Annotated in this window: 14 protein-coding genes; all 14 read right to left on the reverse strand. The window is 35.7% G+C overall.

Going from position 1 to position 13,529, the window contains the following annotated elements; all coding sequences use genetic code 11:
* Window positions 1-53: 53 nt before the first annotated feature.
* The 14 genes from HM985_RS03840 to paaA all read right to left on the reverse strand — a co-directional run bounded on the left by HM985_RS03840 (window position 54) and on the right by paaA (window position 13,468).
* Window positions 54-806 carry an enoyl-CoA hydratase/isomerase family protein gene (locus tag HM985_RS03840; RefSeq protein WP_179374989.1) on the reverse strand — a complete coding sequence of 251 codons (753 nt, stop codon included), beginning with the start codon at window positions 804-806 and terminating at the stop codon, window positions 54-56.
* Window positions 807-850: 44 nt separating this feature from the next.
* Window positions 851-1,162, reverse strand: a complete 312-nt coding sequence (locus HM985_RS03845) for a GIY-YIG nuclease family protein (protein WP_178985807.1) — start codon at window positions 1,160-1,162, stop codon at window positions 851-853.
* 88 nt (window positions 1,163-1,250) lie between these two features.
* Window positions 1,251-3,752: a phenylacetic acid degradation bifunctional protein PaaZ gene (gene paaZ, locus HM985_RS03850; RefSeq protein ID WP_179374990.1), complete on the reverse strand. Its 2,502-nt coding sequence runs from the start codon at window positions 3,750-3,752 to the stop codon at window positions 1,251-1,253.
* Window positions 3,753-3,813: 61 nt separating this feature from the next.
* Window positions 3,814-4,632, reverse strand: coding sequence for a hypothetical protein (locus tag HM985_RS03855; protein WP_179374991.1), 819 nt, complete (start codon window positions 4,630-4,632; stop codon window positions 3,814-3,816).
* 9 nt (window positions 4,633-4,641) lie between these two features.
* A complete protein-coding gene (gene pcaF, locus HM985_RS03860) occupies window positions 4,642-5,853 on the reverse strand; it encodes a 3-oxoadipyl-CoA thiolase (RefSeq protein ID WP_179374992.1) in 1,212 nt (403 codons plus the stop codon).
* Window positions 5,854-5,983: 130 nt separating this feature from the next.
* Entirely contained in the window at window positions 5,984-6,844 is an 861-nt protein-coding gene (gene ypfJ, locus HM985_RS03865) for a KPN_02809 family neutral zinc metallopeptidase (RefSeq protein WP_179374993.1), read from the reverse strand.
* A 20-nt stretch (window positions 6,845-6,864) separates the two neighbouring features.
* Window positions 6,865-7,269: a hotdog fold thioesterase gene (locus HM985_RS03870; RefSeq protein WP_178985810.1), complete on the reverse strand. Its 405-nt coding sequence runs from the start codon at window positions 7,267-7,269 to the stop codon at window positions 6,865-6,867.
* A gap of 145 nt (window positions 7,270-7,414) precedes the next feature.
* On the reverse strand, window positions 7,415-8,587 hold the full coding sequence (locus tag HM985_RS03875) for a 3-hydroxyacyl-CoA dehydrogenase NAD-binding domain-containing protein (protein WP_179374994.1): 1,173 nt from the start codon (window positions 8,585-8,587) through the stop codon (window positions 7,415-7,417).
* 93 nt (window positions 8,588-8,680) lie between these two features.
* Window positions 8,681-9,616, reverse strand: coding sequence for a pyridoxal-phosphate dependent enzyme (locus tag HM985_RS03880; protein ID WP_179374995.1), 936 nt, complete (start codon window positions 9,614-9,616; stop codon window positions 8,681-8,683).
* A 39-nt stretch (window positions 9,617-9,655) separates the two neighbouring features.
* Entirely contained in the window at window positions 9,656-10,438 is a 783-nt protein-coding gene (locus HM985_RS03885) for an enoyl-CoA hydratase-related protein (protein ID WP_179374996.1), read from the reverse strand.
* 107 nt (window positions 10,439-10,545) lie between these two features.
* Window positions 10,546-11,046, reverse strand: coding sequence for a 1,2-phenylacetyl-CoA epoxidase subunit PaaD (gene paaD / locus HM985_RS03890; RefSeq protein ID WP_179375598.1), 501 nt, complete (start codon window positions 11,044-11,046; stop codon window positions 10,546-10,548).
* 154 nt (window positions 11,047-11,200) lie between these two features.
* Entirely contained in the window at window positions 11,201-11,953 is a 753-nt protein-coding gene (paaC, locus tag HM985_RS03895) for a 1,2-phenylacetyl-CoA epoxidase subunit PaaC (protein WP_179374997.1), read from the reverse strand.
* A 171-nt stretch (window positions 11,954-12,124) separates the two neighbouring features.
* Window positions 12,125-12,415 (reverse strand): 1,2-phenylacetyl-CoA epoxidase subunit PaaB, encoded by a 291-nt coding sequence (paaB, locus tag HM985_RS03900; protein WP_173586540.1) that lies wholly within the window; start codon window positions 12,413-12,415, stop codon window positions 12,125-12,127.
* A gap of 96 nt (window positions 12,416-12,511) precedes the next feature.
* Window positions 12,512-13,468, reverse strand: coding sequence for a 1,2-phenylacetyl-CoA epoxidase subunit PaaA (paaA, locus tag HM985_RS03905; protein WP_179374998.1), 957 nt, complete (start codon window positions 13,466-13,468; stop codon window positions 12,512-12,514).
* Window positions 13,469-13,529: the final 61 nt, after the last annotated feature.

A 13,529-nucleotide genomic window follows, 5' to 3' on the forward strand; every position in this document is an offset into this window, starting at 1 on the left:
GCGAAGAATCTCATCTAGAGATTACCACGTTTTTCGTCCTCGCAATGAAATTTTTATTTAAATCCTTTTAATTTTTCTTTAGTGAACTCACTCAAAACTAGTTTTCCACTTGTTCCTGCACGTTCTGCAAGAAGCACATCCCAATCATCAGTTCCTTGCCAGAATACTTTTTTCATTTCTAACATGGCTTCTGTATTGTAAGTACATAAATGTTCTGCCATTGTTTTTACAGCTTCGTCTAATGCCTCAGTTGTGTCGAAAACATGAGTATATAATCCTTTTTGTTTTGCGAATTCTGGTGTGTAAAATGTATTTGCATCTATTGCGATTTGAGACATAGCGCTTAATCCCATTTTACGTTCTATTGCTGGTCCGACAACAAATGGTCCAATACCAATATTTAATTCACTTAGCTTAATTGAAGCAAACTTTGTTGCCATACAATAATCCGTTGCAGCTGCTAGCCCAACTCCGCCACCAACAGTTTTTCCTTGTATACGACCAATAATAAATTTCGGACATTTACGCATCGCATTAATTACATTTGCGAAACCTGAAAAGAATACTTTTCCTGTAGCAGCGTCATTGATGTTTATTAATTCTTCGAAGCTTGCTCCTGCACAAAAGGTTCTGTCTCCTCCACTTTTTAAAACAACCACTTTAATGGCGTTGTTTTCTCCTGCTTCGGTTATTGTTTTTGCTAATTTTGCTAATACATCTCCTGGAAGAGAATTGTGAGCAGGATGAAAGAATTCTATGTAGCCTACTTCATTTTTGATTTCTAGTTTTACGTATGGTGTGTTCATTTTCTTAGTATGTCAATGCGCACTTGTTGCGCATTCGTATTATTTTAGTTCTTAATATATTTGGAAAGATCCCAGCCTAAACTCAAATCAATCCACTCAGGATTCATTTCCGTTATTTGATTCTTCTTCCATTCTTTTTTCCATTTCTTAATGGTCTTTTCTCTTCGAATTGCAATTCTGATATCAGAATGCTCTTCAAAATAAACTAATTTTTTAATATTATAATGTCCAACATGAGTTCCAAAAGTTGCTGCCTTATGTTCACTCATTCTTCGTTCCATATTATTTGTTACACCAACATAAAAGATGTGATTTCTTTCATGTGTTAGAATGTATGTGTAATACTTTTTAGACATTACGTTTCAATTTAAGCGAATGCATTAAAGTTTTCCGTTAACATTAATGCGACTGCGCAACACGTGCGCAGTGACTTTCTATTAATAATTATAGTAATCCAAATTGTTCAAAATGATGATTTAAATGTTTTCTTTCTAACAAATACGATTCGTATTTATTCAATTCTCCGAATACTAAATTCTTTAGTTTAGCCTCAGGATTTTCTTTAAAATACTCTAAATATTTTTCGCGTTGTGCTTTAAACTTATCTATAGCTGTAGCTAAATCAGGATGCTTTAATGTATCTAAAGTGTCTTTTTCTAACTGAGGAAATTGAGAGTTCTTTGGGAATTTATCAAAGTTCCATAAACTATTATGGACTTTATCTAAAATCTTTTCTGGTGTTGCTATTTCAAAATCCTGAATTTCTCCAGAAGCAATTTTATAAGTGTATTCTAAATGCTCAATCATATGCTGAGGTGTCATAATTCCCCATTTAGGTTTTGCATCTTCTTTTAACGCATAAAGGCATTCGCTGATTTTATCTTCAGTCATTTCAGTTAAAACTTCTTGCTTTTTCTGAACCATAGTTAAGACTGTTGCGAATGCTACTTTCTCATCGGTATTAGCATCAAAAATTTCGGCATACCATTTTACAATTCCGCTTGGATGTTCCGCTGAAGCGACATCTCTATCTACTTTTTGTTTACATGTTAAACGTACGTAAATCGTATCGTTGTGATATAACGGACGAAGAAATCGACATTCTTCTAATCCGTAATTTGCTGAAACTGGCCCTTTATTTGGATACACAAATAATCCTGCTGCAGCTGAAATAATGAAATAACCATGCGCAGTTCTTTGTTCAAAAATACTTCCGTCTAAAGATGTAATATCTGTATGCGCATAAAAATGATCCCAAGTGACGTTAGCAAAATTGATAATATCTGTATCTGTAAATGTACGTCTATGGGTTTTCATAGACATTCCTGGCTGGATGTCTTCCCAATGGTATTTAAATGGATGCATTTCTGCTTCCTTATATTTTGCATTTTGCTGGTAAATACCAGTGATTTCTGTAATTGTAGTTGGCGAACCTTGGATTGCTGTGCGCTGTAAATAATGTTTTATGCCACGCATGCCGCCCATTTCTTCTCCACCTCCAGCACGACCTGGACCTCCATGAACTAAATATGGTAATGGCGAACCATGACCTGTACTTTCTTTAGCCATATCGCGATTAACTACCATAATACGACCGTGATGAGATGCAGCATTAATTACATACTCTTTAGCAATATTGTCATCATTAGTTGCAATTGAAGACACTAATGAACCTTTACCCATTTGTGCTAAAGTAATTGCTTCGTCTAGGTTTTTATATGGCATAATGGTACTTACTGGACCAAATGCTTCACGTTCGTGAATGATTGTATTTTCAAAAGGGTGATCAGAACGTAATAAAATAGGACTAATAAAAGCACCTTTTTTAGCGTCTGCTCCAATTGTATTTATTTCATCTAAACTTCCATAAACAATTTGTGCTTCTTTAGATAAATCATTTACAGAATCTCTAACTGCTTGCACTTGTTGATGACTTACTAGCGATCCCATCCTAACCTCTTTCAATCTTGGATCTCCAATACTGACTTTATCTAATTGTTTAGATAATGCAGTTTGCACATCTTCCACTAAATTTTGCGGAACAATAATTCTACGTATTGCAGTACATTTTTGTCCTGCTTTAACTGTCATTTCTTTTCGGACTTCTTTTATAAATAAGTCGAATTCTGGTGTTCCTGGAACGGCATCTTCTCCTAAGATGGATGCGTTTAAAGAATCGGCTTCCATTGTAAATGGTACAGATTCTTGTATTAATTGTGGATGCGCTTTTAATAAGCGTCCTACTTTTGCTGAACCTGTAAAGGTTACTACATCTTGAGATTCTACCGTATCTAAAATAGTTTTTACGGTTCCGTTTATAATTTGTAGTGCGCCTTCTGGTAAAATACCGGATGCTATTATTTCTTTTGCTACAGCTTCAGCTAAATAAGAAGATGAAGGTGCTGGTAAAACTACTGCTGGCACTCCAGCCATCCAGTTTACTGCGCACTTTTCTAACATTCCCCAAACAGGGAAATTGAATGCATTAATATGCACTGCAACTCCTTTTTTGGGCACCATAATATGATGTGCCATAAAGCGTCCGCCACGAGATAAATCGATAGCATCTCCTTCTACGTGATATGGCTGATTTGGAAAAAGTTTTCTTAGAGAAGCATTGGCGAATAGGTTTCCGAAACCACCTTCGATGTCGATCCAACTATCTACTTTGGTTGCTCCTGTTCTGTAACTTAATTCGTAAAATGCATTTTTTCTTTTGGTAAGATATAAAGCTAAACTTTTAAGCATGTTTCCACGTTCTTGGAATGTCATTTTTCGAAGAACCTCTCCTCCTTTTGTTCTACCGTAGTTTAGAATTTCTGGAACTTCTAAACCTTCGATGGCAATGCTAGCAAAAGCTTCGCCAGTTACAGCATCTAAGATTGGTGCACCTTCTTCTTTACCTGTTGTCCAAGAACCAGTTACATAATGTTCTATTTTTCTCATAAACTTTTTGGTTTATTTTGTGAGATTTCCGTTTTCACGGAAACTTGATGTTGTCTTTATCTTATTTATAAGCATTAAATTCTTTATAAAAAATGCTGTCTTGTTTTATAAATCTACCGTTCTGGTAGGGGTTTGTATAAGTATGCAGATAATCGAAAGATGCATATTCTTCTTTATGCTTATGTTTAGAAACCCAAATACTATCTTTAAAAATATATTCTATTTGTAATTTGTTTTTGTCGTATTCCTGTACTTTATTGTATTCTATCGTATAATTTCTAAGATCATTTTTAGCCTTTTCTAATGTTTTTTGTAATGAAATATCACCTTCTGAACCAGATTTCTTTTTCTTATAAATTAGATACCTTCTAAAATTACCTCCATATTCTATTACAGAAAGTAGATTCTTATTTTTTCTAATCATCACTTGATTATAGAGGTAAGTTCCTGCTGTGAAATTTTCTTGAGCATAAGCATCGAACCCCAATCCATTTCCATTACATATTTTTATTAAATAAAATTTATTTTTAAAACTTTTTAGCACACCAAAATCACTAATCGGTGTAATATCTTTTTCTTTATAAGCAGAATAGAATCCAAAATCGGTTTCTGAAAGACGGTTTATAATTAATTCACTATCGTGGATTGCTTTACGTTTTGCATCTACAAAAAAAGTTTCCCCTTTTATTAATTCATAGCTACCAGAAATATCGATAATGCTATCCGCTTTTAATTTAACAGCACTATCTTCTTTCTCACTAACTACCGTCTTACCTGTATGTTTAATAGGATTTGAAACAATTTTAGATTTTGTTTCGTGACATGAAACAAAAACGAAAATTACGCTTAGAAAAAGAAATCTTATTTTTTTTAAAAACATATAAATAACTTAATTCACATTTTCGATTATGGCAGCATAACCTTGTCCAACGCCAATACACATTGTGATTAAGGCGTATCTTTTGTTTTGTTCTTTCAATTCTAAAGCGGCAGAATAGGCTACTCTGGTGCCTGTAACCCCAAGTGGATGACCAATGGCAATCGCACCACCATTTGGATTTATTCTTTCATCATCGTCTGCTAATCCCCAAGTACGAATACACGCCAAAGCTTGCGCCGCAAAAGCTTCGTTGAGTTCAATAATGTCCATATCGTCCATAGTTAAGCCTGCTTTTTCTAGCGCCTTGTTGGAAGCTGTAACAGGACCGATGCCCATAATTCTAGGCTCAACACCAACGACTGCAGAGCTTACAATTTTTGCTATCGGATTTAGATTGTATTTTTTAACGGCAGCTTCGGAAGCAATGATTGTTGCTGCCGCTCCATCGTTTAATCCTGATGAATTTCCTGCCGTGACACTGCCGCCTTCTTTTTTAAATGCTGGTCTTAGTTTTCCTAAAACCTCTAAGGACGTGTTAGGTTTTACAAATTCGTCTTTCGAAAAAAGGATTGGGTCTTTTTTGCGTTGTGGAATTTCTACAGTAACTATTTCTTTTGCGAAACGTCCGTTTTCTTGTGCTTTAGTCGCTTTATCCTGGCTCCAAAGTGCGAACTTATCTTGATCTTCCCTTGATATATTATATTTCTCTACAAGATTTTCGGCTGTATTTCCCATGCCGTCTGTGCCATACATTTGTTGCATTTTAGGATTGATAAAACGCCACCCAAAAGTAGAATCGTATAGTTTTGAATCGCCTCCAAAAGCCGTAGATGGTTTTGCCATGACGTATGGTCCGCGCGTCATATTCTCGACTCCACCAGAAATAAAGACGTCTCCATCTCCAGCTTTTATGGCACGATTTGCGTGAATAATTGCTGATAATCCTGAACTACATAAACGATTTACAGTTTCTCCAGGAACTGTGAATGGTAATCCTGCTAAAAGTGATGACATACGCGCTACATTACGATTGTCTTCTCCTGCTTGATTGGCGCATCCCATGATAACATCGTCGTAAGCTTCCTTAGGAATGTTTGGATTACGTTTTACGATTTCTGAAATTACTAATGCTCCTAAATCGTCTGTTCTTACCGCAGATAATGTGCCTTTGTAATTTCCTATTGGTGTTCTAATGCCGTCTATTATGTATGCTTCTTTCATTTTTGAAATTGATATTGAAATTGATTCTTCTATTTCAAATTAATATTTTTACTCTTATTGTGGATTCCTGCCTACGCAGGAATGACAAATTGTTATAAACAATAGATTGTCTTGTTTTAGCTGGAATTGGTTAATCTAAAAGTGCAGAAAACGTATCTCCATTTCTAATATCTCCTGTGTTGTAGCCTTTCATAAACCACTCCATACGTTGTTGAGACGTACCATGTGTAAAACTATCTGAGTTAACACTTCCAGTACTTCTTTTTTGAATGGCATCGTCACCAACTGCATTGGCAGCACTCATGGCTTCTTCAATATCTCCTGCTTGAAGATATTGCTTATTATGATGTGCCCAAACTCCTGCGTAAAAATCGGCTTGCAACTCTTGTGCCACTGAGAGTTTATTGGCTTCTGTTTGGTTAGTTTGGCTTTGTAACTGTCTTACTTTGTTAGATGTCCCAAGAATGGTTTGGATATGGTGACCAACTTCGTGCGCTGTAACATAAGCTATTGCAAAATCACCTCCCTGAGCTCCGAAACGTGTTTTTAGTTCATCAAAGAAAGACATATCCATATATAATTTTTGATCTGCTGGACAATAAAAAGGACCTGAAGCTGCACTTGCATTTCCACAACCTGTACTTACGGCATCTGTAAATAAAACAAGTTTTGGTTCTTTATAATCACCTAGGTTATATTCCCTAAAAAGTCGATTCCAAATATCTTCTGTATCTACCAAGACTGCGTTCATAAAATCGCCCATTTCAAGCTCTTCTCTAGTTAAATCTCTTTGTTCTACTTGCTGAGTGGTTTGACTATTAGCTACCTGCTCTATGATTGGTGCTAATTGTTGTCCTGTTTCTCCTCCAAAAAGTTGCAATAGAATAACGACAACAGCAATGACTCCTCCACCTGCTGCTACTTTACCTTTAGTTCCCATGCCGCGTTGGTCTTCAAGATTCCCGCTTTGTCGTCTACCTTTCCATTTCATAATTTTATATTTTTACTATTTTATTCCCAATCCTTTTGAGTTCTATAAACGACACCTTTAAAAAGTGCTACTAATTCTTCTCCTCGTTTTACTTCAATAATATTAAATCCTAATCTGTTTTTCACAGATTCTATTACAGATTCTGCTACAATATAATCACCTTCGTTTAAGGCTTCAATATGATTAATGCTTGTTTCGATAGAAACGGCATATTTACCATGGGTATTTGCTGCAAATCCGAAAGCCGTATCGGCTAATGAATAACTGATACCACCATGTGCTTTATTCATGCTGTTTAGCATTTCCTTTCTAATGGTCATTGCTACTTTGCAACGGCCTATTTCGCATTCTAGAATTTCTATTCCTAGCCAAGTGCTGTAGGCATCTTGGGAAAGCATTTTATGTGGAATTTGCTCTGGTTTCATGTTTACTTTCCACGAAAGTGGGAATCTTATTTAATTATTATCTTTTATTGTGGATTCCGCATCAAGTGCGGAATGACAAATCGTTGTAATTATATTATTCATACAAAATTGCAGAAAAAGCAATTTCACTCGAACTGACGTTATATTAAAAAAACGTTTTATTTTCTTTTTTCATGTTACGTAATAACGGACTACAACGGTATCTATCTTCGTGATATTCGTTATATAATTCGTCCATTTTTTGCACACACCAATCGATTCCTTTTTCATCTGCCCAAGCCAATAATCCATTTGGATAATTAACACCTTTAGTCATGGCGTTGTCTATATCCTCAGCTGATGCAATGTTTAAAAATAAGGTATCTGCTGCTTCGTTGATGAGCATGACTAGGACGCGGTTGAAAATAGTTTCAGAAAGAGACGTCTCGACTGCGCTCGACGAGACAGATGTTCGTTCTGTTTTTCTTCCATTTGCATCATAATCATAAAATCCTTTTCCTGATTTTCGACCTAAATAACCGGCTTCTGCAAAACGCTTTTGCGTAAATGAAGGTTTATATCTTGGGTCGAAATAGAACGCCGTAAATACGGTTTCGGTTACGGTGTAATTGACATCGTTTCCTATGAAATCCATTAATTCAAATGGTCCCATTCTGAAATCACCTAAAGATTTTAGACTATGATCAATGGTTGCAAAGTCTGCTAACCCTTCTTCGTATATTCTTAAGGCTTCACCATAAAATGGTCTTGCGACTCTGTTGACTATAAACCCTGGCGTGTCTTTGGCAACTGCTACTATTTTTTTCCAATCGGAAATTGTTTGAATCGCTTTTTCAAGTACTGCTTTAGATGTTTGAATGGCTGGAATGACCTCAACCAACTTCATTAAAGGTGCTGGATTGAAAAAGTGAATACCTACACAACGCTCTGGTTTATTAAGTGATGCTGCAATTGATGCTATTGATAAACTTGACGTATTTGATGCAATAATACAATCGTCAGACACATAAGTTTCTAATTCTGAAAATACTTTTTTCTTGATATCTAGGTTTTCAATAATCGCTTCGATAGTTAGATTAGAATCTGCTAAATCTATTAATGTATCTACATAAGAAATATTAGATTCTATTCTCTTTTTTTCAGCAGTATCTATTCTTCCTTTTTCAATTAAACGATTCAATATTTTTTCTAATGAAGCTTTTGCTTTATCTAAAGCTCCTTGATTGGTGTCGTACAATTTTACTTGACAACCAGAAGTTGCTGCTACTTGTGCGATGCCGCTTCCCATGGTTCCTGAACCTATAATTCCTATGTTCATGTTTTTACTTTTATTGTGGATTCCTGCCTACGCAGGAATGACAAATTATTTTTTTTATTGATACCCTTCGACTGCGCTCAGGGTGACAGTTATCTAAAATGGCAGATTTTTCACATCTACATTACCACCAGAAATAATAATTCCGATGTTTTTAGTTGCAAATTCTTCTTTGTTATTTAATACAGCTGCAAAAGCTACTGCACTTGATGGTTCTACAATAATCTTCATACGTTCCCAAATCAACTGCATGGCATTGATAATTTCCTCTTCCTCTACACATATTATTTTCTCTACATGTTTTTGAATAATTGGAAAATTGCGGTCACCTAAATTTGTTCGAAGTCCATCTGCAATAGTCGCAAACGTAGTATTCGTTTCTATTTTACCGGAAATTAATGATCGATATGCATCATCAACAGCTTTAGGCTCGGCACCAATTACTTTGCATTTTTCAGAGAAATAATGTGTTGCCAAAGCAGTTCCTGCAATAAGACCTCCTCCACCAACAGGTGCTAGGATAATATCTAAATCTGGTTGCTCTTCTAATAATTCAATTGCTGCTGTACTATTACCATAAATAACCTCATCTTGATTAGATGGGTGTAAAAATGATGTTCCCTTTTCCTCTTTAACTTTATTAGCTGTTGCTTCTCTTGCTTGTGGTGTCGATTCACATTCTATAATTTCACCCTCATAAGTTTTAACTGCATTTTTCTTGACTTGTGGTGCATTTTCTGGCATTACAATGTATGCCTTCACATGTAACTTTTGAGCTGCTAATGAAACTGCTTGGGCAAAATTACCTGAGGAATGTGTTACCACACCACGTTCTCTTTCCGCATCAGAAAGTGAAAGAATTGCATTTGCTGCTCCTCGCATTTTAAAGGCTCCCATTTTTTGAAAGTTCTCACATTTGAAAAATAGATTACAGCCTGCCTCTTTATTTAGCAATTCTGAGGTTAGCACTGGTGTTTGGTGAATAAAAGGTTTTATTCGGTTGTGCGCTTCTATGAGTGTTTGTTTGTTCATCCTATAATAGATTCCTGCCTTCGCAGGAATGACAAAACTTTAGTTTCCTTTAAAATTTGGTTGACGTTTTTCTATAAATGCTGCGACTCCTTCTTTATAATCTTCACTTTGTGCGGCTTCAATTTGTAACTTAGACTCCAACGCTAATTGAGATTCTAAATCGTTGGTCATCGATTTATTGAATAATTCTTTAATCATACCCAATGCTTTTGTAGGCATGTTTGCCAGTTTCAAAGCTAACTTATTGACATCTTCTTCAAAACTTTCTAATGGAATCATTTTATAAATCATTCCCATTTTCTCTGCTTCTTCTGCTGAAATTTTATCGCCTAACATGGCTAATGCTAATGCTTTTTGAAATCCGATTAATCTTGGTAAAAAGAATGTTCCGGCACTATCTGGAACCAGACCTATTAAACTAAACGCTTGAATGAAACTTACTTTTTCATGAGCAACAACAATATCACAAGCCAAGGCTATATTTGCTCCTGCTCCTGCTGCAACACCATTTACTGCTGCTATAACTGGTTTTTTAATCGCACGAATTCTTGTAATTATAGGATTGTAATGCTCTTCTAATATTTTTTTGAATCCAGGGTTTAAATCTGGATCTGTAACTTCTTTTAAATCTTGTCCTGCACAAAATGCTTTTCCACTCCCTGTAAGAACAATTGCTCTAACCTCATCATTTGTTTCACAAGCATCTAAAGTATCGTGAAGCAAAAAAGCCATTTCACGGTTAAAACTGTTGAACACTTCTGGTCTGTTTAGCGTGATGTACGCTATTTTATTTTCTATTTTTAAAAGAATGCTTTTATTCATATGTTTTTCTTTTATTGTGGATTCCTGCCTTCGCAGGAATGACAAAACTTTTATATATTCTCAATACAAAATTGCTAAAAAACAATTTTACTCGAATTGAAGTTCCTTTACTTTAGACATTTAAAATAATCAAATGGCTCTTGGCAGTCGTCACACTGAAATTGTGCTTTGCATGCTGTGGAACCAAACTGACTTACTAATCTTGTGTTCTGTGAACCACAATTGGTGCACTTAACAATGCGCTTTCCTTCAAGCAATACATCTTTATCTGCTTCTGCATCTAAAGGTGCTGCTATGCCATAATCTTCTAATGCTTTTCTTCCTCTAAGTGTAATCCAATCGGTGGTCCAAGCTGGTGCGAGAATTAATTCTATCTCAGAGTGGTATCCTGCGGCTTTTAATGCTGCTTTAATATCGTCTCCAATAACATCCATTGCTGGACAACCACTATACGTTGGTGTGATTTCTACTTTTACAATATTGCTTTCTATGACTGCAGAACGTACCACTCCCATATCCATGATTGATAATACTGGGATTTCAGGATCTGAAACCTGTTCCAGAATTGGAATTAAGATTTGGTCTATGTTTTGTTCTGTTGTTGTCATATTCATTTCCCGTAAAAACGGGAATCTTGCTTTATTGCTTCTCGATACAATTCCGATAAAAAAAATCGGAATCACTCGAAGTGACATTTTGTTTTAATTTTTGAGATTAGCTTCGCTGAACCAAAATATTTATCTGCCTTCTGAGGAATTTGTGTTACCATTCCATATTAGGATACGCACGTTGCATATATTGAAGCTCTGCTAATAAATACCCTAAATGTTCGGTGTGAATGCCTTCTTTTCCACCTTTTTGAAACCATTTTGATTCCGGGATTTCGAGTGTTGCTTCTTCTAAAATTTCATTTACTTTTTTATAATAGGTCTCTTTCAGTTTTGTAACATCAACACCAATTCCTTCTGCAACCATTGCTTTATCTGCTTCAGTTTGATGGAATAATTCGTCTGTATAGGTCCATAAACCATCAATAGCATCTTGCATTTTTGCTTTACTTACTTCTGTTCCATCACCTAAACGTTTTATCCAGTCTCCTGAAAAACGTTCATGATAACTCACTTCTTTAATTGATTTTGTTGCAATAGCTGATAAAGTTAAATCTTTACTTTTTTCTAATTCCTGTAAAAACAATAAATGATATATATCGAATAAGAACTGACGTGCCATGGTATATGCAAAATCTCTATTGGGTTGTTCTACCAACAATACATTTACATATTCTCGTTCTTTACGAAGCATTGCTATATCATCTTCAGTTCTGTTATCTCCTGCAATTTTTGCTGCATATTGAAAATAGCTTCGCACTTGTCCGAATAAATCTAATGAGATATTGGTGCAGGCAATATCTGTTTCTAGGCTTGGTCCATGTCCTGTGAGCTCTCCTAGTCTTTGTCCTAGGATTAGACTGTTGTCTGCGATTCCTAATATATAGTTGTATAGGTTTTGTTTCATTTTAAGTGCCCATAAAAATGGGTATCTATTTAATTACTTCTCGATATAATTCCAATAAAAAATCGGAATCACTCGAAGTGACGTACTTATTAATAATAAGATTCTTCCTTTGTTCTGAATGAGATTTAGATTCTCTTAATGAGATTCCTGCCTTCGCAGGAATGACAATTATTACATATGTTTTACCTCGTCCGGTAAATCATAAAATGTTGGGTGACGATAGACTTTATCTTGAGCAGGCTCAAACATTTCACCATTGTGTTCTGGATTTGATGCTGTAATATTTTTAGATTCTACGACCCAAATACTTACACCTTCATTTCGTCTTGTGTACACATCTCTTGCATTTTCTAAAGCCATTTCTGCATCTGCTGCATGAAGACTTCCAAAATGACGATGTTCTAATCCATTTTTACTTCTTACGAAGATTTCCCAAAGTGGCCAGTTTTTTTTGTCAGACATAATTATATGTTTTGTTTCATCTTATTCTCGATATAATTTTCTTTGATTTCGACTGCTCATAAACTGACAGAAAATCTCTCGAATTGACGATAAAATTTAAATTGCTTGTTTTTGTTTTCTTGCTTGCTTCTTTTCGGCATGTGCCATAGCCGCATCTCTAACCCATTCTCCTTCTTCCCATGCACCAACTCTAGCTTTCATGCGTTCTTTATTCATTGGTCCATGGCCTTTTACTACTTGCCAGAACTCATCCCAATTAATTTCACCGAAATCATAGCTTTGGCGTTCCTCGTTCCATTTTAAATCTGGATCAGGAATTGTAAGTCCGATTAATTCGGCTTGAGGAACCGTTTGATCAATAAATTGCTGACGTAAATCGTCGTTAGACTTACGCTTTAATTTCCATTTCATGGATTGTTCTGTATGAATAGATTCTGCATCTGTAGGACCTAACATCATTAAACTTGGCCACCACCAACGATTTAAAGCATCTTGTGCTAATTCTTTTTGTTCTGGTGTTCCGTTTGCCAACTTCATCATGATTTCAAAACCTTGACGTTGGTGAAAACTTTCCTCCTTACATACACGAACCATTGCTCTTGCGTATGGTCCATAAGAAGTGTTACATAATGGCACTTGATTGATAATTGCAGCGCCATCGACTAACCAACCTACAGCTCCCATATCTGCCCAAGTTACTGTTGGGTAATTAAAGATGGAAGAGTATTTTGCTTTACCTGAATGCAATTGATCGTATAACTCATCGCGAGAAATCCCTAAGGTTTCACAAGCGGAATACAAATATAAACCGTGACCAGCTTCGTCTTGAACTTTAGCTAAAAGTGCTACTTTTCGTCGCAAAGAAGGTGCTCTTGTAATCCAATTTCCTTCGGGAAGCATCCCTACAATTTCGGAATGTGCGTGTTGCGACATTTGCCTAATATGCGTTTTACGGTATTTTTCTGGCATCCAATCTTTTGGTTCGATTTTCTCGTCTCTTGCGATACGTGCTTCGAATTGTACTTCTAGATTTTTTATTTGTTCTTCACTCATGATTTTAAGCTTTTAGCTATTGGCTGTTGGACTTTAGCTTGTTGAACTCTAATTTTTCTTT

It is taken from the genome of Winogradskyella wichelsiae, from assembly GCF_013403925.1.
Classification (GTDB): domain Bacteria; phylum Bacteroidota; class Bacteroidia; order Flavobacteriales; family Flavobacteriaceae; genus Winogradskyella; species Winogradskyella wichelsiae.

What these genes read in the sequence shown, in the direction of transcription:
- ypfJ (WP_179374993.1), bottom strand. Translation starts at nt 6,844, where the DNA reads ATGAAATGGAAAGGTAGACGACAAAGCGGGAATCTTGAAGACCAACGC.
- paaA (WP_179374998.1), bottom strand. Translation starts at nt 13,468, where the DNA reads ATGAGTGAAGAACAAATAAAAAATCTAGAAGTACAATTCGAAGCACGT.
- pcaF (WP_179374992.1), bottom strand. Translation starts at nt 5,853, where the DNA reads ATGAAAGAAGCATACATAATAGACGGCATTAGAACACCAATAGGAAAT.
- paaD (WP_179375598.1), bottom strand. Translation starts at nt 11,046, where the DNA reads ATGACAACAACAGAACAAAACATAGACCAAATCTTAATTCCAATTCTG.
- HM985_RS03855 (WP_179374991.1), bottom strand. Translation starts at nt 4,632, where the DNA reads ATGTTTTTAAAAAAAATAAGATTTCTTTTTCTAAGCGTAATTTTCGTT.
- paaC (WP_179374997.1), bottom strand. Translation starts at nt 11,953, where the DNA reads ATGAAACAAAACCTATACAACTATATATTAGGAATCGCAGACAACAGT.
- HM985_RS03845 (WP_178985807.1), bottom strand. Translation starts at nt 1,162, where the DNA reads ATGTCTAAAAAGTATTACACATACATTCTAACACATGAAAGAAATCAC.
- paaB (WP_173586540.1), bottom strand. Translation starts at nt 12,415, where the DNA reads ATGTCTGACAAAAAAAACTGGCCACTTTGGGAAATCTTCGTAAGAAGT.
- HM985_RS03875 (WP_179374994.1), bottom strand. Translation starts at nt 8,587, where the DNA reads ATGAACATAGGAATTATAGGTTCAGGAACCATGGGAAGCGGCATCGCA.
- HM985_RS03840 (WP_179374989.1), bottom strand. Translation starts at nt 806, where the DNA reads ATGAACACACCATACGTAAAACTAGAAATCAAAAATGAAGTAGGCTAC.
- HM985_RS03880 (WP_179374995.1), bottom strand. Translation starts at nt 9,616, where the DNA reads ATGAACAAACAAACACTCATAGAAGCGCACAACCGAATAAAACCTTTT.
- HM985_RS03885 (WP_179374996.1), bottom strand. Translation starts at nt 10,438, where the DNA reads ATGAATAAAAGCATTCTTTTAAAAATAGAAAATAAAATAGCGTACATC.
- paaZ (WP_179374990.1), bottom strand. Translation starts at nt 3,752, where the DNA reads ATGAGAAAAATAGAACATTATGTAACTGGTTCTTGGACAACAGGTAAA.
- HM985_RS03870 (WP_178985810.1), bottom strand. Translation starts at nt 7,269, where the DNA reads ATGAAACCAGAGCAAATTCCACATAAAATGCTTTCCCAAGATGCCTAC.